Consider the following 17,772-nt stretch of genomic DNA (forward strand, 5'->3'; position numbering starts at 1 on the left):
ACCCCCGGCGTGGGCATTCGAGCAACCGAAGCCGTTGCCGTATCACCGCATGGCACGCATCGACTGGCGCGTCGCGCAGTGGTGGCGTCCTTTCGCGACGCTGGGTGTGGCGTTCGGTGTCACGATCGTCATGATGATCGCGCTGGGCGTCGTCGCGCTCGCATGGGAGGGCCTCGGCCTGCCCGCTGCGAGCGAGAGCCTCGAGGACGGTGGCAACCCGGCCGACCTGATGGCGATGCTCGGTCCGCTCGCGGCGCTCGTCCCCATCGTCGTGCTCGCGTCGTGGTGGGGCGCCGGGCGTCGCGGGTCGATCCACTCGGTGTTCGGGCGATTCCGCTGGGGTCTGCTGGGGCGTGCGGCGCGCGTCGTCGTGCCGATCTATGCCCTCGTGATCCTCGTGCCGCCCCTGCTGTTCGGCCGCGACGAACTGACGGTGCCGCCTCTCTCGGCGTCACTCGTCGCGTCGTACGTCATCATCCTCGTGCTGACGCCGTTGCAGTGCGCGGGCGAGGAGTACCTGTTTCGCGGCATGCCGCAGCAGGCGCTCGGGACGTGGCTGAAGTCGCCGCTGTGGGGCATCATCCTGCCCGTGCCGCTGTTCATGCTCGGCCACGGGTATGACTGGGTCGGCCAGATCGACATCGCCTGCTTCGCGTTGTGCATGGGAGCGCTGGTGTGGCGCTCCGGCGGCCTCGAACTGGCGATCCTCGTGCATGCGGCGAACAACACGATGTCGTTCTTGCTCGCGCCACTGACGCCGAACTCGCTCGAGCAGGGCGCCGTCAACCCTGCTGCGCTGCTGTTCTCGCTGCCGCTGATCTTCGGCATCACGGCGTGGCTGTGGTGGTGGGTCGGCAAGCAGTACGGCGTCGACTGGAAGACCCCCGTCCGACGTCTCCCCGGCCCGCAGCACGAACAGGTCGGCCGCTGGTTGTGACCAGCTGCGATACGCGTCCGCATCTGCGATTTTCGTCCACATTCGCCACGGTTGCTCGCCGCGGCTGTTCGTCGCGGCGCGGCGGCTGTGCGGCGTCATCGGCGCTTTCGTCTCCGCGTGGCGTGCCGGTGAGTTCGCCGATAGCCAGGACGCCCGGCGGGCGCGCCGCTGCGATCGTCGTCGGGCAGTGGCGAATGCCGAATGTGGACGAAAATCGCAGGTGTGTCACCTCGGGAGCAGGCCGCGCCTGGCGGGGGCGCGGCTGGCCGTTCAGAGGCCTCGCCGGCGTCGAGGCGTGGTGGAGTTCTCGATCGCCAGGTGCCAGTCGCCCTGCGGCTCACGCGGTTCGTCGGCCCGAAGGACGGCGTGCCAGGCGTCCTCGAGGCGGTCCTTGCCCACGAGCAGGCTGGAGACGTAGGTGAACTCGTGGAAGCCGTTGCCCCAGGCGGCTCTCCAGCTGCCGACGTTGCCCGCGTACGCCTCCCAGATGATGGTGTCGAGGCCCAGCGAGTCAAAGCCATACTCGACAGCCGCCGCCACGGCGCGCGTCATCACGCCCCGCCCGCGCGCCCAGGGGCTGAGCGCGAAACCGACGCTCGCCGCGCCGTAGGAGAAACCGCGCCCCCACGTCGTCAGGTCGATCGAACCCGCCATGCGGCCGTCGACCTCGATGGCCCACCAGATCGCGTCGCGGCTCGGCCCCGTCATGCGCGTGACGAACTCGAGCGCCATGTCGCGCGTGTAGTTCGCGGGCGTCGTCGTCCACCGCTGGACGAGCGGGTCGGCGCCACGTCGCGTCACCTCGTCGGCGTCGTCGATCGTGTGGGCGCGCAGCACCACACCGTCACGCTCGAGGCGCGGCACCGGGATCGGTTCGAGGTCGGCGGGGTTCGTCATCGTCCGAGCGTAGGTGCGTTCGACGTACCGTGTCGCGCGGATTTCGGGTGGGGTCTGCCAGGGGTGCCGGGATACCCCGCGCGTCGGGTTCGCAGATCAGGGCCTGCTGCAGGTTGCAGCGTGGAGGGTAACTCACGAGTAGGCGCGTAGTTGTGTGCCTACTCGTGAGTTAGTCGCCATCTTGCGCCCGTCTTCGATCAGCCGCCCGCTCTCGGGCGCGACGATGAGGGCTCGCCGTCAGCCCTTGAACGCGTCGACCGGCGGGATGACGTAGTACGAGCCGGTCTCGGCGTTCGAGTACTTCGTCAGTTCGTCGCGCGGGTGGTCACCGACGCCGGCCATCGATTCGAGCATGTCGTGCAGGCGCTTCTGCTCGCACGCGAAGCCGACGAACATCGTGCCGTGCTCGCCGACGTCACCGAACGGCATGTTGCGGCGCACGATGTGGCCGAAGTCGTCCTGGTCGGTGCGTTCGGCGTGCGACGTCTCGGGCTTGGGGTCCATCTCGATCGAGTCGACCTTGGAGCGGCCGATGACCTTCTCCTGCTCCTCGGTGGAGAGGGCCTCCCACTTCGCCTGCTTGTGCGGCCACTTCTGCAGCAGCAGCACGCTCGAGCCGGCGCCCGGCTTGCCGTCGGCGACGATGGCCTCGTCGTACTGCTCGATCGTCGTCGGGTTCTCGGTGCCGTCGATGAAACCCGTGAGGTCGCGGTTCGTCTGGTAGACCCAGCCCTCCGTCTCGTCGACGACGCGTGTGCCGGGCACGACCTGGCGCGTCAACGAGATGAGGTGACGCGTCGCGTCGAACACCTTGTCGCGCGCGCCGCCGAACACCCAGAAGACGAGGTCGCGCTGCGTACCGGGGATGACGTACCCGTCGGTTCCGACGACGTCGGTGTCGAAGTCATGAACGTTCTCGGGGGCGTGATCGGCGGCGATCTGCTGCATCAGCGACGGCCGCACGCCGACGACGAAGTTGACGCCCACGTCGTCCTGCTCGGCCTCGAACAGCGGCAGCAGCTGCGACAGCTTCGTCAGCGAGCCGGGCTCGACCTCGAACTCGACGTACTCGCTCGACGTCGCACCATCGACGAAGATGCCGATCTGGGCCTGGGGCATGTCTGACTCCTCGCGCGCGGGGTGGCTGATCTGCCACCAGGCTACGTGACCCACCCGTTGGGGGCGGCGCAGGTGACCGTTGCCGCCAGGCCCCACGCGAACTTCCTGGGGTGACGACGCGTCGGACTCGTCGGTGCTGACGCGTGCTGCGCGACGGACTGTGATGGGCGCGGTGGGTTTCTCGCTCGGCGTCGTGACGCGCGAGGGGGAGGTATGGGTACGGCGGTGGGGCTGGCCGGGCGAACACGTCCACACGCCATCGACGTTCCGCACCTGCGTCCGTGGGGCACGACGCCCACGCGGGGTACGTCATCTGCGAAGCTGGGGTCGTCCCGCGGGAGCCATCACGGCTGAGAGGCGCAAGCCGACCGCCAGCATCCTCTTCACGAGGGTGCCTACACCTGATCCGGATCATGCCGGCGGAGGAAGGAGACGCACGATGACTGCGCCCACGAACGAGCCCGACCACACCCCAGGCGCGTCGAGCGACGCGACACGCAGCGCCAGCCAGAGAGGCGGCGACAGGAGCCGCCCCGACGCACAGTCCCCCGACGCGGCGCACGAGGCGGGCACGGACGCGTCAGCTCAGGCGCTCGCCATCACCCCCGAAGCGATCGGGCGCGTCATCGACGCCGTTCGTGACGCCGCACCGCTCACGCAGTGCATGACGAACGCCGTCGTCACCGGTTTCACGGCGAACGTGCTGCTCGCTGTCGGAGCGTCGCCGGCCATGGTCGACTCGCTCGAGGAGGGCCCGATCTTCGCCGGTATCGCGGACGGGTTGCTCGTCAACGTCGGCACCGTGACGGCGGCGACAGCCGAGGCGATGCGCGCGACGGCTGCCGCGCGCGCCGAGGCCGGGCGCCCGTGGTGCCTCGACCCGGTCGCGGTCGGCACCCTGCCGGTGCGCACTCAGCTCGCTCGCGACCTGCTCGAACACGCCCCGGCCGTCACCCGCGGCAATGCCTCCGAGGTGCTCGGGTTGGCCGGCGAACAGGGTGCGGGACGCGGGGTCGACGCCGGTGACGACGTCGACGCGACGCTCGCGGCAGCGTCGCGACTCGCGGAGCGCACGGGCGGGGCGGTCGCCGTCAGCGGTGTCGTCGATGCCGTCGTCGCGCCGGGCGTGCCGACGGTGCGCATCGGCAACGGCGACGCCATCATGACGAAGGTGACGGGCGTCGGGTGCGCGCTCGGAGCGCTCGTCGCGGCCTACCTACCGGTCGCCGGTTCGGCGCAGCTCGCTGCCGCCGCCGCGACCGCGACGATGACGCTCGCCGCCGAGGACGCCGCGCACTGGGCGAGCGGCCCGGGTTCGTTCGCGGTCGAACTCCTCGACGCCCTGGCGCGCCTCGAGGGCGATAGCGTCGCAACGACGCTCGATCTGCGAGTGGCGTCGTGATGTCGGACGGGCGCGGCGTCGAGCTGTACCTCGTCACCGATACGGCGCTGTGTGGCGGGCCCGACGGTGTCGTCGAGACGGCCGAGGCTGCTGCGCGCGGTGGTGTCGACATGATCCAGATCCGCGACCACGACGCTTCGACCCGCGAATTGTGCTCTCTCACAACGCGGGTCATCGACGCCGTTGCGGCCTTGGGTGCGCATCCCGCCGTCGCGCAGACGCCGACGCCGCGGGCCGCTGGTGGCCGATCGGCTGGCCTATATGACGAAGAGTGCCCCGCCCCCCGCGTCGAGCGAGACTTGCCCACGGGTGCCGGCCAGCAGATGGCTGCGGCGGCGACCCCGATCTCGTCCTCGACGACGGCACGGCGCGTCCGCGTCGTCGTCGACGACCGTCTCGACGTGGCGCTCGCCGTCGGGGCTGATGGCGTGCACCTCGGCCAGAGTGACCTCGATCCTGTCGTGGCGCGGCGCCTCGCCGACCGTGTCGTCGGTGAGGGCTTCCACCTCGGCTGGTCGGTGTCGAACCTCGAACAGGTCGCTGCTGCAACGAGGTTGCCGCGCGGCACCGTCGACCTGCTGGGCATCGGGCCGTTCCGTGCGACGCCGACGAAGCCGGACGCAGCGCAACCGCTCGGGCTTGACGGCGTCGGCGCCATCACGGACGCGGCACGGGCCGGCGGGTTCGCCAACGTCGTCATCGGCGGGGTGAAGCTGCCGGACCTGCGCGCGCTCGTGGCCGCCGGCGCGCAGGGCGTCGCCGTCGTGTCGGCGATCTGCGGGCAGCCCGATCCGCTCGCCGCTACCCAGGCGCTGCGGAGCGAACTCGACGAGGCTCTCGCCGAAGTCCGCCCGGTCGACGGCGGCCGAGGCGCACTCGAGCTCGAGCGGCCCGACCACGCGGGCCCGGCATGACACCCCGGCGAGGGGTGCCCCAGGGCTGCTGCGGCCGGTGGGCACGACCACGTTCCGCTGACGCGAGCCGAGAGGCTCTGACATGAGCACCCCCACGGCCCGGGTCTACGTCGACGATCTCCGGGCCGGGGCTGCCCTCACCGTCGGCGAGGATCTGCACCTCGAGGTGGCGCGGGTCGACGACGGCTTCGTGCCGCAACCTGACGAGAGGAGGAATGATCTGACATGAGCATCCCCAACGTCCTGACGATCGCCGGCACCGACCCCAGCGGCGGTGCGGGAATCATGGCTGATCTCAAGGCTTTCGGCGCCCTGCGCACGCATGGGTGCGCTGTTGTGACGGCCGTCGTCGCGCAGAACACGCGGGGCGTCGCGGCGGTGACGCAGATGACGCCGCAGCAGGTACGCACGCAGCTCGAGAACCTGGTGGACGACGTCCGCATCGACGCGCTGAAGATCGGCATGCTGGGTTCGGCGGCCGTCATCGAGACCGTCGCTGACGTGCTCGCCGACCACCCGGCGCTGCGCGGGGTGCCGCGCGTTCTCGACCCTGTCATGGTCGCCTCGAGCGGTGACCGGCTCATCGACGAGGACGCCGTGACCGCTCTGCGCGAGCGTCTCGTGCCGGAGGTCGACGTCATCACGCCGAACCTCGCGGAGGCCGCCGTCCTGCTCGATCTCGACGACACGCCACGCGAGGCGAGCGATGACGTCGCGCGCGCCCTCGTCACCCTCGGGTCTGGTGTGCTGCTCAAGGGCGGCCATGGCGGCGGCGCGAAGAGCGACGACGTCCTCCTCGTCCCCGCCGAGAGCGACGAGCCCGCCCGGTTGAGCGCGCCGCGCATCGACACGCGCAACACGCACGGCACCGGATGCACCCTGTCGGCGGCGATGACGGCACTCCGGCCGCAACGCGATTCGTGGGCGCAGGCGACGCGGGAGGCCAAGGATTACGTGACGGAGGCGCTCGCCGCGAGTGGCGACCTCGACGTCGGGCGCGGCGACGGCCACGGCCCCGTCCACCACTTCCACGCCTGGTGGTGACGTGACGGTCGGCAGCTGTCAGAGCACCGTACCCATCTGCGATTCTTCGCGAGCTGCTCACCGAGGCCTCGCCGGACATGATGCGCAGCCTGTTGCAGACCATGCTCAACGCCCTCCTCTTCGCGGACGCTGACGCGGTGGTCGGCGCCGAATACCGCCAGCCCAGCACCGGACGAGTGGTGCAACGCAACGACTACCGCCACCGCGGCCTCGACCGGGCGAACGTGGTGGACCATGGGGGTGGCCCGAGACGGGAACCTGGTCACCAGCCGCTCACCCGATGACTTCCGGGCCTTCTGTTCCGCCATTCCGGTACTGTTCAGTCAGGCCGACCAGCCCACCGGCGCCGGAAACCGCTCGTGAGCAGCCCGGTACGCCACATGGCGCAGGCGGGGCTAATGACCGGCTCGACACCCGGCACCTCGGTACCGCAAGCACTGGCCGGGGACGCGCTGGCCCTTCGAGGATCTCAGCCCACGTCCCACCTCAGCACAACCAGAAGGGAAGTGATCGCGGATGCGGCGAATAACGCTGCCGAGCGGAGAGTTCATCCCTGTGCTGGGCCAGGGCACCTGGGGCTGGGGTGAGGACCCCGGCCGCCGCAGCGACGAGGTCGCCGCGCTGCACGCCGGCCTCGAGCTGGGCATGACGCTGGTCGACACCGCCGAGATGTACGCCGACGGCGGCGCGGAGGAGGTGCTTGGTGAAGCATTGGCGGGTCGCCGCGACGAGGCGTTCTTGGTCAGCAAGGTCATGCCGTCCCACGCCTCCCGTTCCGGCACGATCGCGGCCTGCGAACGCAGCTTGAAACGCCTGGGCACCGATCGGATCGACCTCTACCTGCTGCACTGGCAGGGCGGGTACCCGCTGCCGGACACGGTCGCGGCCTTCCAACAGCTGGTCGAGGACGGGAAAATCCGATACTGGGGCGTCAGCAACTTCGACCACCGGGCCCTCGCCGACCTGCGGGACGTGCCGGGCAGCAGCGGGCTGGCCACGGATCAGGTGCTGTACAACCTGTCGCGGCGAGGACCGGAGTACGACCTGCTGCCGTGGTGCACCGACCACCAGCTGCCGGTCATGGCGTATTCGCCGATCGAGCAGGGCCGCATCCTTCAGGACACGACGCTGAACGACGTCGCGGCCCGTCACGGCGTCAGCCCCGCGGCGGCGGCCATCGCCTGGGTGCTGCGCCGCGACTCGCTCTGCACGATCCCCAAGGCGAGCAGCCCGCAGCATGTGCGCGACAACGCCACAGCACTGGACGTGGAGCTGACCCGCGAAGACCTGGATGCTCTGGATCGAGCGTTTCCGCCGCCGAGCGGACCGCGACCACTAGAAATGCTGTGATCTTGCCCAGGCGCGCAGCCCGGTCAGTCCGGGCAGCGCGGCAGCACCGTAGGTGAGGGTGGGAGTTGCCGGGCTTGAGAGGGGATGATTTCGCGGATGTCAGAGAACTCTGAGCCGGGCAGCCAGGCCGACGCGCGGGATAGCGGCAGCGGGTAGGTGGGCAACCTAGAGCTGTTCTTCGACCTGGTGTTCGTGTACGCCATGGCGCAGCTGACCCGGCTGGGGCGGGACGACGTTTCGTGGCGTTCCCACCTTTCCCCAGCTACCCGACCCAACCGGCGCGCCCACACTCAACTCTGAAGAGCCAGATTCGCAGATGTGGATGTAACGCGCAGGAGGGGCAGGTGGACATCCACCTGCCCCTCCTGCGCGTCTCGCGGCGTCACCTCAATGAGGCGTCAGCTCAGCGCGTCGTCACGACGCATTGTTCACGCCGTCTTGACGGCTTCGACGTCGCGCATGTGGCGCCCGATCCACGGCACGAGGGCCATGAGGACGAGCGAGAAGCCTGCGGTGATGAGGCCGAGCGTCAGGAAGAACGTCGTGTCGCTGAGGCCCTCCATGAGACGGATGGCCTGCGCGGCGGCCGACTGGCCGACGGCGGACGTCAGGTACCACAGCGCCATCGCCTGGGTCGTGAACGCGGCGGGTGCGAGCTTCGTCGTCGCGGAGATGCCGACGGGCGACAGGCACAGTTCGCCGATCGTCTGGACGACGAAGACGCTCGCGAGCGCCCACATCGGCGCCGTCGGGCCGTGCGGCCACAGGTGCGAGTAGAACGCGAGCAGCACGAACGACAGGCCGGCCATGAGCACGCCGAACGCGAACTTCGCGCCGGTGCTCGGGAACTTGCCGGCGCGGCGCAGCCACATCGCGGCGAAGACGGGCGCGAGGGCCACGACGAACAGCGGGTTGACGCTCTGGAAGAACTCGGCGTTCACCTTGATGCCGAAGATCGAGCCGAGGTCGGTGCGCTCGGCGGCGAACGCGGCCATCTTGCTCGCGGCCTGCTCGAAGATCATCCAGAACAGCGCGGCGCCGATCCACAACGGCACGTACGCCTGCAGGTGGCGGCGTTCGGCGGCGCTCACCTTGGGGCTCTTGAACATCATCGCGAACATGCCGACGGCGGCGATGACGGACATCACCGTGACGGTGTTGATGACGCCGTCCGCGGTCGTGCCCGACAGGGCGAAGCAGATCGCGGCGACGGCCGCGACGCCGACGACGCCGAGCCCCACGCGTCGCATGGCGGTGCCGCGTTCGGCCGCGGTGAGCGGGCTCGTCGGGTTCGTTCCTGCGCCGTGCAGGTGCTTGCGGAACACGAACAGGCCGATCAGCCCGAAGGCCATGCCGACAGCCGCGGCGGAGAATCCGGCGTGGAAACCCCACCTGTCCTTGAGGAACGTCACGACGAACGGCGCGCAGAACGAGCCGATGTTCACCGACATGTAGAAGATCGAGAAACCGGCGTCGCGACGGCCGTCCCCGCGGTCGTACAGCTGCCCGACGACCGCCGAGATGGACGCCTTCTGCAGACCCGTTCCGAGCGCGACGGTGGCGATGCCGACCCACGACATCGCCGCGATCGGCAGCGCGAGGAAGACGTGGCCGAGCATGATGATGACGGCGCCGTACAGCGTCGCGCGGAAGGCGCCGATGACGCGGTCGGCGAGCCACGCGCCGACGACGCTGAGCAGGTAGACCGACGCACCGTACGTCGCGACGATCGACAGGGCTGTCGGCTGGTCGATGCCGAGCCCGCCGTCGCTGACGGCCGTGTAGAGGTAGTACGCGAGGATGGCGCGCATGCCGTAGTAGCTGAAGCGTTCCCACAGTTCGGCGTTGAACAGCGTGCCCAGGCCGGAGGGGTGGCCGAGGAAACCGCGGTCGTCGAGCGACGGCCGGGTGCGGCCACCGGAGAGGGCGACGCGCGGTGCGTCGACGTCGGGCGAGTTCGCAGCGCCGGGCTCAGGCGTCGCGGATGACGCGCCGTGGCTGGCGGGGGAGTCGACCATGGTGGGTCGTCCTTCGGTAGGCGGTCACCAGTGCGCGGGGACGGCAATGGCCGCACCGATCGGTGCGGCCATCAACTGTAGTCAACGGGTGTTTTTGTGAGCGAAACACCCTGACGCGTGGTGTCCTTGTGCCCCGTCGCCTCAGGCGGGGGTGACCCCGTCGAGCGCCGTCGCGAGGGTCGCCTCGCTGCTCGGCATGAGCCCCGCGATGATGGCGCGGGCCTCATCGATGGCGTCGAGGGCCTCGGGCAGGTCGAGCAGCGAGTGGATCTCGGCGCTGGGCATCGTCTCCGAGAGGTTGGCGACGCGGTCGCGGTTGAGCCACACCGTCAGCCAGCCGCGCTCGGCCGCCTTCGCGAAGGGTCCGACGGTGTTGCTGATGAGCACGACGTCGTCGGGGGTGGAGCCGCTCTCGGCGATGACGGCGTCGATGCGCTCGAACGTGGCGAGCCAGTTGAGGTCGGCTTCGGTGTCGTGCAGCTCGGGCGGCAGGTCCGACGGTGCTCCGGGCGCGTCGACGTGGGTGGCGAACGGGGGCAGGACGTGCTCATGGCCGGCGGGCATGGGTGCGTAGTCGATGAGGTTGACGCTGCCGCGCTCCGCCAGGTCGACCATGGCGGGCAGGACGTCGGGGAACAGCTCGGGCGCGCGCGTGGCGTCGTCGACGTGGGAGGGTTCGTCGAGGAGGCCGGTGAGCATGTGGCCCCGCCTGTCCCACAGGGTTTCGTCGCCATCGAACCACACAGAGAAAGTCACGGCACCAGCGTGACAGATGAACGGGTTTCTACCTAGTCCGGTGCTCGCATCTTGCCGCGATCTCTACGCGCCGGGCTATAGTACGGCGCCTTCGGACGCTCGTGCGGCGCGGTAGGGCGGTCAGGACGACGTCACGAGCAGTGCGGCGAAGACGAACATCATGACGCCGACGACCGTGTCGATGACCTGCCAGGTGCGGGCGTTGCGGACGAGGGGCGTCAGCAGACGCGCGCCGAGCCCGAGCGCGACGAACCACAGCACGCTCGCGCTGATCGACCCGACGTAGAACCACCAACGCCCTTGCGCGCCATGGGAGTTCGCGACGGTACCGAGCATGACGACCGTGTCGAGATAGACATGCGGGTTGAGGAACGTCAGGCCCGCGACGGTGGCGGCGGCCGCACGCCGGCTCATCGGGGGCGCGTCGGCTGGGCTGAGGCTGCCCGCGTGGCGCGCGTTCTTGAACGAGTTGAGCCCGAACCAGACGAGATAGGCCGCACCCAGCCACTTGATCACGCGCAGCGCGTCCGGATGCGCGGAGACGACGGCACCCATGCCGAGCACACCGGCGAGTTCGAGGACGATGTCGCCGAGCGCGCAGATGACGACGACGAGCCCGACGTGGTGACGCAGCAACCCCTGACGCAGGACGAAGGCGTTCTGCGATCCGATGGCGACGATGAGGCCGAGGCCGGTGAGGAAGCCGGTGAGCAGGTGCGTCATGGCAGTGACGTTAGGGGTGTGCGTGGATGAAGGACAGTTCATGAAACTGTGGGTACTTCAGTTCTGCTTCACTAGGGTGGCCCCATGAAACTGCGTGGCGAGTGGCTCGAGGCGCTCCTGGCCTGCGTCGACGAGGGGACGTTCGACGGGGCGTCGGCCGCGCTGCGGGTGTCGCCGTCGGCGATCTCGCAGCGCATCAAGGCGCTCGAACAGGCAGTCGGGCAGGTCGTCCTCGTGCGCACCTCGCCCGTGCACGTCACCGCCGTCGGGGAGGTCCTGCTGCGCGGAGCGCGGCAGCGGGCTCTCGTCGACGCCGAGTTGCAGCGCGCGCTCGGTTCGGCGGCGCCGGGTCGGACGCTGCCGGGTGCCGTCGTCGACCTGCCGGTCGCCGTCAACGCCGACTCGCTCGCGACATGGTTCGTCGAGGTGCTCACCACGGTGGCCGAGTGGGGTGACGCGCGGCTGCGGGTCTTCGTCGAGGATCAGGATCACTCGGCGCGGCTGCTGCGCGAGGGTGCCGTCCTGGCTGCGGTGACGGCGAGTTCTGCTGCAGTGCAAGGATGTTCGGTCAGTGAACTGGGCGTCATGCGCTACGTACCGCTCGTGCGTCGCGACCTGTGGGAGCGCTGTTCGGGGCGCCTCGCCGAGCTGCCGACGCTGCGTTTCAACGACCGCGACGACCTGCAGCGTCGCATCCTCGCCGATGTCGGCCTCGAGCCGCGCGTCGAGCACGTCGTCCCGTCCGCCGAGGGTTTCGCCGCGGCGGTGCGGGCTGGCCTCGGATGGGGCATGGTGCCGGAGGGGCTCGCGGACGAGGACGATCACCTCAGGCGCATGCCGGGCGTCGGCGACCTCGACGTGCCCCTGTTCTGGCAGTGCTGGCGCCTCGAGACTCGCGCGCTCGCGCGGCTGACGGATGAGGTGACGTCCGCGGCGCATCGGTTGCGGTGATCGCCGGCGGGCGCCCCATTCGTGCGTCCTGGTGCGCTTCGGGGATGTCGCGGCAGGAGTGATGACGGACCGCCGGACGGATTTTCGTCACTTCATGTGGGCCAAATCAACACCATCATTCTAAGTAAGGTTAGGGTCACCTCACTATGAGCATGGTTGTCACGGCTGCGGCCCTCCCCGATGTCATCCCGCCGGTGTGGCGGATCCTCACGAAGTTCGCCTATTTCATGGGCCTGGCCTGCGCCATCGGCGGCGTCTGGACGTACCTGAGTGTCGTCCGGCCCGCCGTCCGACGCGACACGACGGTGAACCCCGATGACGCGGCGCTCCTGACGCGTCGTGCGCTGCGTCTGGCAGCCGTCGGCACGATCGTCCTGCTCGTCGTCGCCTGGTTCCAGCTCGCGGCCCGCGTCGCGCGGGCCGGCAAGGGGATGGCGTACGCCGACGCGCTGCGCCCGTCGGCCGTCGCCGATTACCTGACGAAGCCCGCCAAGGCCGGCGAGTGGATCTCGACCGGTGCGCTCGTGACCGTCGCCAACGTCTGCATCGTGCTTGCGGCGCTCGTCCTGCTGCCGATGCTGTTCGGCCGGATGCCGCGCTGGTCGCACGCCGCCGCCGTCGCCGCCGCAGGGCTGACGGTCGCCGCCTCGCTGGTGCCGTCGATCCCGACGAAGGCCGTCGAGTTCGGCGACGTCGTCGCCAAGATGCTCATCCAGGCGCACATCATCGGGGGCTCGCTCTGGGTCGGCGGGCTCATCGCGCTCGCGCTGCTGGCTCGCACGCGACGCCATCTCGACGTCAGCGCCGGTGACGTGTGGGCACGAATCTGGGCGCGGTTCGGCGTGCTCGCGCTCGTTGCCGTAGGCATGGTGCTCGTCTCCGGGGTGTGGCTGACGTACCGCGAGGTCGGGCCGTGGGAGCAGTTCGTGACGACGCCGTTCGGGCGCTTCCTGCTCGCGAAGATCGTCCTCGTCGTCGGTCTTGTCGCCGCCGGGGCGTACAACCAGCTCGTCCTCATGCCGAAGATCGCCCGCGCGCAGCGGGCGGGGCGCGGCAGCAACGTGTTCGCGTACGTCCTCGTGACGTTTCCGCGCGTCGTGCTGACGGAGGTCGTCCTCGGCATCGGCGTCCTCGCGATCGTGCCGTTCCTCAACGGTTCGGCGCGGGCGCAGGCTGCCGGCCACGAGGTCGAGGGCCCCGTCATCGACGGTCGTCTCTTCAGCGCCGGCCTGCTGCTCGTCGCCACCCTCGCAGCGTCGTTCTACGCCACGGCGAAGGCGTCGGACGGCCTCGGCCGCCGCGACCTGACGGGGGAGGGGGTGGCCGCCACGAGCTGATCCGTACCGCACACGCCGAACGACCGCACCCACAGGTTGCCACCTTCTCTGATCGGGTGCGGTCGTTCCATGTCTGCAAGCGACGGGGGCTCGCAGGCGCGATGACGGAGTGTGGCGATCACGGGCGGCCCGGATGCTGTCTCAGCACGGCACGGATCGCCGAGCCGCGCAGTTCACGGCGTTGTCGGCGTCTGCCCGGGTGCGTAGGTCGTGTATCCGGACGGGATCGGATCGCCGCTTTTGACGCACGTCTGCCCGGGCCCGTCTCCCTTGTCCTTGACGGGGTAGGAGCCGCTCGAGCAAACCTTCTCGTCGATCGGATTGCACGCCGAAACGGCTGTGAGCCCCGCGGTGAGAACGACGCTGACGCCGATTGTGCGGAGGAACCCTGCGCGGAAGAACGCCATGATGCCTGTCACCCCTGTCATCGAGGGCCGCCGGCTGCGGCCGTCGTCAGTACAGCACTCAGACGGGCCCGCGGGGTGAGTAGTTGTACCCGGTTCATCGGGTACTCCCCGTTGGCGGGCCGGGTCTTGACCGTCATCGCCTATCGGGATGACGGTGGTGATCTGCACCTGATCAATGCCTGGCCCGCGACCCCGGCCGTCCTGAAGATCTACCGAGAGGAACGCGAGCCCCAACCGAGCCGAGGTCTACTCCGCGCCGCCGTCCGCTAGCGTCGAGGCCATGACGAACTCGCACCCCGACGAGCGCTCCATGCGCGAACGCATGCTGGCCGGCGACCTGTACCTCGCCGACGATCCGCAGCTCGCCGCCGAATCGGATCGCGCGTAGCCCCTCACGCATCGCATCAACACGATGGACCTGACGGCGCACGACGAGCGACGCGCCCTGCTGCGCGAACTGTTCGGAGCCTTCGGGGACGACAGCGAGATCCGACCGCCGCTGCAGGTCGACTACGGCTACCGCACGACGATCGGGGCGCGCACGTTCGCGAACTTCGGCTTCGTGTGCCTCGACGTCGCCGAGGTGACGATCGGCGCGAACACCGTCGTCGCCGCCGGCAACCCCGCGCGCGTCGTCCGCGAGATCTGACGGCGCGTCAGCCCTCGCGGCCCGCGAGCCAGCGTGTGATGCGGCCCGCGTCACCGTCGATCATGCGCCCCGGCATCGCGGATGCCGTGCGACGCCACCCGGCCCCGGCCCACAGGTGCGTCCACTGCGGGTCGCCCGCCTCGGCGGCGGCGCGACGCAGCGGTGCGAGCATCCGGTTGACCTCCGGGTAGGCCGACGGCGCGACGTTCTCGACGCCGTCGAACATCGACATGAACTCGTTGACGAGACCGCGCGCGAACCGCCCCGAGAAGGCGCGCGTCAGACCCGTATCGGTGAAGTCGTCCGAGGCGAGCGCCGCACGATGCGTCGCCGACGAACCTGCCGACGATGAGCGCAGGAACGCCGTACCCGCCTGCACCGCGACGGCGCCCATGCCGAGCGCCGCGACGGTGTCGTCGGGCGTCGCGATGCCGCCGGCCGCGAGCAGCGGCACGTCGACGGCCGCGCGGATCTGTTCGAGCAGATCGGGCAGGGGTGCCTCGTCGGGGTCGGCGTGCAGGTCGAACGTGCTGCGATGACCGCCAGCGTCAGGGCCCTGGACGACGAGGAAATCCATCCCCAGTGCGACGGCGGTGCGCGCATCGTCGAGGCACGTGACGGTGGCCCCCAGCGAGGAACCCGCCGCATGCAACGCGGTGACGTCGGCGTCGGACGGCAGCCCGAACGTGAACGTCACGACGTCGACAGGATGCGCGACGAGCCACGCGACCTTCGCGGCATAGTCGTCGTCGTCCCACGTCGGCTCACCGAGCTCGACGTCGAAACGCTCAGCCACGGGCTGCATCTTCGCGCGCAGCGACGCGAGGGCCGCGGCATCCGTGCTCTGCGGCCCCGCGATGAAGAGGTTGACGCCGGCAGCGACGCCCGCGTCCTGAATGTCACGGACCTCGTCGGCCAACGCGTCGACGTTCTTGTTGCCGCCGGCGAGCATGCCCCACCCGCCGGCGCGCGATGAGTCGATGACGAGCCGACTCGTCGAAGGGCCGCCCGCCATCGGCGCGGCGATCACAGGGAGCTCGAGACTCTCGAAGGAGAACATGCCGTCAGTCTTGCATCCGGCACCGACAACCTCGTCGGGGTGAGCTCAGGCCGCCGGTGCGTTGCCGGCGCGACGCTGCTTGACGGGGGCGTCCCCGCCGGTCTCGACGATCTGGCGCACCCACTCGGGCGCCTCGGTGCCGCGCGCCTCGTGCGCGGCGATGACGCGGGCGGCGCGCTCGCGGCGCAGGCGTCGCTTCGGGTCGGTCGCAGGCATGTGCTGGGCCGGGCCGAAGCACGAGACGCCGATGTACTCGAGGCGCCAGGCGAATCGGTAGCCGAGGCCGAGGCCGGTGTTGTCTCGCATCGCATCTCCCGAAGTGTGGGCGCAGCGCGCCCCGTCGTTTCGCGCGGTCGCGCGAAACTTGCCACCCTCAAGCCTAGGGGGTTCGGCCTCCGAACGGTGGGCGCCCGAGGGGGCCATTGGTCCTGACCTCCTGCGCGGCCGTGCACGGCAGAGCTCTTTGCCCGAAAACGCGTCAGGGACGACTCGATTCCGGGCGATGTTGTTGCGCGAGGGCTGATGCGGCGAGCGCCGTCACGATGGCGGCGAACAGCGGCAGCGTCGTGGCGTCGACGTGCGTGATGAGCGCGCTGCCGACGAGCGCGCCGAGGCTGATGCCGACCTGGAACGCGACGACGTAGATCGGCGTCGACGCGTCCGTGAAACCCGGCGTCATCGACAGCGCACGCGTCTGGAACGCGACCGGCAGCACACCGAACGCACCACCCCACGCAGCTGCGGCGATGGCGGCGACCGCGGCGGCAGGCGAGAACGTCAGCGCGAGCAGCGCGACGACCATGCAGCCGAGGGCGAGCAGCGTGACGCGCGTCGGATGCGCGTCGAGGTGTCGGCTCGCGTGCGCCGTCGTCAGCGCGCCGGCAACGCCGTAGACGAACAGTTCGACGGCGAACGCGGTGCCCGAGATACCCTTCGCCGCCAGGATCGGCGCGATGAACGCCCACGCCGCGTTGTGCGCCGTCACGACGACCGCGACGACGGCGCACAGCGTGAAGAACGGCCCCGCCATGGCGCGCGGCAGGCGCAGCGAGAACTCGCCGGGCGCCTCCGGTTCGAGGGGCGGCAGCTTCAGCTGGCTCGCGATCGCGACGCCGAGCGCGATGGCCGCGATGATGCCGCTCGCGACACGCCACCCCAGATGGTCGCTGATGGCGGCGACGAACGGCGGCCCCGCGACGACGCCCACGCTCGCGCCGAGAAAGGCGCTCGCGACTGATTTCGCCTCGGCGCCCCGGCGCGCGAGACTCGCCGCGGCCACGGGCACGACCGCGAAGATCGCGCCATGCGCGGCGGCGCCGATGAAGCGCGCGATCGTCACGACGAGCAGGTTCGGCGCGAGCGCCGCCATCGCCATCGAGACGAACAGGGCGAGCAGGCACGCGACGATGACGCGGCGGCGCGGCATACGTCGCGTCAGCATGACGAGCGGGATGGCGGCGACGCCGACACCGACCGCGTACCAGGTCACGAGGCGTCCGACGGCGGCGTCGCTCTCGCCGAGGTCGCGCGTCATGTCGGGCATCGCGCCGACGGGGTACATCTCGGCGGTGAGGAACACGAACAGGCCTGCGGCGAGCAGGAACAGGCGCGTCGCGCGTAGCTGGTCGTCCGTTGGCGAGGTGGCAGGGGGCGCCTGCGTGCCCGTCATCAGGTGAGGACGGTGATGATGGCGAACGCGCCGAACACGGCGAAGAAGAGGCTGATCGCGGCGAAGCACCCCATCGTCGCGAGGGTGCCGCCCGACGCCTTCGGCACGGCGTGCGCCGGGTCGTGCGGGTCGACGAGCAGCGGCAGCGTCTGGCCGTCGCGGCCGTTCGTGCTCATGCCACCCGTCGGGGTCTCGAGGAGCTGACGGCTGCCGTCGGGCGCGGTGTAGCGGATGCGTGCGAGCGAGTTCTCGCGCCCGTCCTTGCCGGTGCCGAGACGCACATGACCGTCGACGACGGGCCAGCTGCGACGACGAATCGCCCCTGCGATGCCCTTGCCCAGCGCCGCGACGAGAGCGAGCCCGAACACGAGCATGACGACGCCGGCGGCGATGGTGGCAAATTCGCTCTTCACGAGGGCGAGCCTACGTGTTTCATGACGGTCGAGGGCTGCCGGCTGTCTCGGGAGGCCTTCGTGGGGTCGAGCGCTGAGGCGGCGGGGCCGATCGCCCTGCTTCCCCGGAGCAGGGCTGAGCGTTGG

19 protein-coding genes and 2 pseudogenes are annotated in these 17,772 nt (G+C 70.1%); 11 read left to right on the forward strand and 10 right to left on the reverse strand.

Features of this window, described 5'->3' with window-relative positions; genetic code table 11:
- The first annotated feature begins 49 nt into the window (after positions 1–49).
- Positions 50–937, forward strand: coding sequence for a CPBP family intramembrane glutamic endopeptidase (locus DYE07_RS14765; protein WP_050786507.1), 888 nt, complete (start codon positions 50–52; stop codon positions 935–937).
- 270 nt (positions 938–1,207) lie between these two features.
- Here DYE07_RS14765 and DYE07_RS09240 read toward each other — a convergent pair whose 3' ends face one another.
- Both DYE07_RS09240 and DYE07_RS09245 read right to left on the reverse strand, forming a co-directional pair.
- On the reverse strand, positions 1,208–1,834 hold the full coding sequence (locus DYE07_RS09240) for a GNAT family N-acetyltransferase (protein WP_115296824.1): 627 nt from the start codon (positions 1,832–1,834) through the stop codon (positions 1,208–1,210).
- 237 nt (positions 1,835–2,071) lie between these two features.
- Positions 2,072–2,953, reverse strand: coding sequence for a Dyp-type peroxidase (locus DYE07_RS09245; RefSeq protein ID WP_006945140.1), 882 nt, complete (start codon positions 2,951–2,953; stop codon positions 2,072–2,074).
- Between the two features lie 439 nt (positions 2,954–3,392).
- Between DYE07_RS09245 and thiM the strand changes: the two genes are divergently transcribed.
- The 7 genes and pseudogenes from thiM to DYE07_RS15400 all read left to right on the forward strand — a co-directional run bounded on the left by thiM (position 3,393) and on the right by DYE07_RS15400 (position 7,963).
- Complete coding sequence (gene thiM, locus DYE07_RS09250) at positions 3,393–4,355, forward strand: hydroxyethylthiazole kinase (RefSeq protein WP_115296825.1); 963 nt, start codon at positions 3,393–3,395, stop codon at positions 4,353–4,355.
- The gene (locus tag DYE07_RS14770; protein WP_131941848.1) at positions 4,355–5,269 is read left to right on the forward strand and encodes a thiamine phosphate synthase; all 915 of its coding nucleotides are present in this window, start codon (positions 4,355–4,357) and stop codon (positions 5,267–5,269) included. The genes thiM and DYE07_RS14770 overlap by 1 nt, the downstream gene beginning before the upstream one ends.
- Positions 5,270–5,351: 82 nt before the next feature.
- Entirely contained in the window at positions 5,352–5,498 is a 147-nt protein-coding gene (locus tag DYE07_RS14775; protein ID WP_172462981.1) for a hypothetical protein, read from the forward strand.
- Positions 5,495–6,313 carry a bifunctional hydroxymethylpyrimidine kinase/phosphomethylpyrimidine kinase gene (gene thiD, locus DYE07_RS09260; RefSeq protein ID WP_115296826.1) on the forward strand — a complete coding sequence of 273 codons (819 nt, stop codon included), beginning with the start codon at positions 5,495–5,497 and terminating at the stop codon, positions 6,311–6,313. Before DYE07_RS14775 ends, thiD begins: the two co-directional genes overlap by 4 nt.
- A 41-nt stretch (positions 6,314–6,354) precedes the next feature.
- Positions 6,355–6,528: pseudogene (locus DYE07_RS09265) on the forward strand (transposase); the annotation flags it as partial.
- Between the two features lie 340 nt (positions 6,529–6,868).
- Positions 6,869–7,663 (forward strand): aldo/keto reductase, encoded by a 795-nt coding sequence (locus DYE07_RS09275; RefSeq protein WP_237723822.1) that lies wholly within the window; start codon positions 6,869–6,871, stop codon positions 7,661–7,663.
- 156 nt (positions 7,664–7,819) lie between these two features.
- The gene (locus tag DYE07_RS15400) at positions 7,820–7,963 is read left to right on the forward strand and encodes a low temperature requirement protein A (RefSeq protein ID WP_115296829.1); all 144 of its coding nucleotides are present in this window, start codon (positions 7,820–7,822) and stop codon (positions 7,961–7,963) included.
- A 128-nt stretch (positions 7,964–8,091) separates the two neighbouring features.
- Here DYE07_RS15400 and DYE07_RS09285 read toward each other — a convergent pair whose 3' ends face one another.
- From DYE07_RS09285 to DYE07_RS09295, 3 genes are all read right to left on the reverse strand, one after another.
- A complete protein-coding gene (locus DYE07_RS09285; protein ID WP_115296830.1) occupies positions 8,092–9,681 on the reverse strand; it encodes a peptide MFS transporter in 1,590 nt (529 codons plus the stop codon).
- Positions 9,682–9,822: 141 nt separating this feature from the next.
- Positions 9,823–10,437 (reverse strand): HAD family hydrolase, encoded by a 615-nt coding sequence (locus DYE07_RS09290; protein WP_144694708.1) that lies wholly within the window; start codon positions 10,435–10,437, stop codon positions 9,823–9,825.
- 120 nt (positions 10,438–10,557) lie between these two features.
- The gene (locus tag DYE07_RS09295; protein WP_115296831.1) at positions 10,558–11,160 is read right to left on the reverse strand and encodes a LysE/ArgO family amino acid transporter; all 603 of its coding nucleotides are present in this window, start codon (positions 11,158–11,160) and stop codon (positions 10,558–10,560) included.
- 84 nt (positions 11,161–11,244) lie between these two features.
- Here DYE07_RS09295 and DYE07_RS09300 point away from each other — a divergent pair, with 84 nt between their 5' ends.
- Both DYE07_RS09300 and DYE07_RS09305 read left to right on the forward strand, forming a co-directional pair.
- Positions 11,245–12,111 (forward strand): ArgP/LysG family DNA-binding transcriptional regulator, encoded by an 867-nt coding sequence (locus DYE07_RS09300; RefSeq protein WP_115296832.1) that lies wholly within the window; start codon positions 11,245–11,247, stop codon positions 12,109–12,111.
- A 146-nt stretch (positions 12,112–12,257) separates the two neighbouring features.
- Positions 12,258–13,448, forward strand: a complete 1,191-nt coding sequence (locus DYE07_RS09305) for a CopD family protein (RefSeq protein WP_115296833.1) — start codon at positions 12,258–12,260, stop codon at positions 13,446–13,448.
- A gap of 173 nt (positions 13,449–13,621) precedes the next feature.
- On the opposite strand, the gene DYE07_RS09310 is transcribed toward DYE07_RS09305, so the two are convergent.
- Entirely contained in the window at positions 13,622–13,855 is a 234-nt protein-coding gene (locus DYE07_RS09310) for a hypothetical protein (protein ID WP_115296834.1), read from the reverse strand.
- A gap of 322 nt (positions 13,856–14,177) precedes the next feature.
- Here DYE07_RS09310 and DYE07_RS14985 point away from each other — a divergent pair.
- A pseudogene (locus DYE07_RS14985) lies at positions 14,178–14,504 on the forward strand (maltose acetyltransferase domain-containing protein).
- 7 nt (positions 14,505–14,511) lie between these two features.
- On the opposite strand, the gene DYE07_RS09325 reads toward DYE07_RS14985, so the two are convergent.
- The 4 genes from DYE07_RS09325 to DYE07_RS09340 all read right to left on the reverse strand — a co-directional run bounded on the left by DYE07_RS09325 (position 14,512) and on the right by DYE07_RS09340 (position 17,646).
- The gene (locus DYE07_RS09325) at positions 14,512–15,564 is read right to left on the reverse strand and encodes an NAD(P)H-dependent flavin oxidoreductase (protein WP_115296836.1); all 1,053 of its coding nucleotides are present in this window, start codon (positions 15,562–15,564) and stop codon (positions 14,512–14,514) included.
- A 45-nt stretch (positions 15,565–15,609) separates the two neighbouring features.
- Positions 15,610–15,870, reverse strand: coding sequence for a hypothetical protein (locus DYE07_RS09330; RefSeq protein WP_038569802.1), 261 nt, complete (start codon positions 15,868–15,870; stop codon positions 15,610–15,612).
- 172 nt (positions 15,871–16,042) lie between these two features.
- Positions 16,043–17,233, reverse strand: coding sequence for an MFS transporter (locus DYE07_RS09335; protein ID WP_115296837.1), 1,191 nt, complete (start codon positions 17,231–17,233; stop codon positions 16,043–16,045).
- On the reverse strand, positions 17,233–17,646 hold the full coding sequence (locus tag DYE07_RS09340) for a DUF3592 domain-containing protein (RefSeq protein WP_006945176.1): 414 nt from the start codon (positions 17,644–17,646) through the stop codon (positions 17,233–17,235). Before DYE07_RS09340 ends, DYE07_RS09335 begins: the two co-directional genes overlap by 1 nt.
- Positions 17,647–17,772 lie beyond the last annotated feature (126 nt).

It is taken from the genome of Dermacoccus nishinomiyaensis (assembly GCF_900447535.1).
In the GTDB taxonomy this organism is placed as follows: Bacteria; Actinomycetota; Actinomycetes; order Actinomycetales; family Dermatophilaceae; genus Dermacoccus; species Dermacoccus nishinomiyaensis.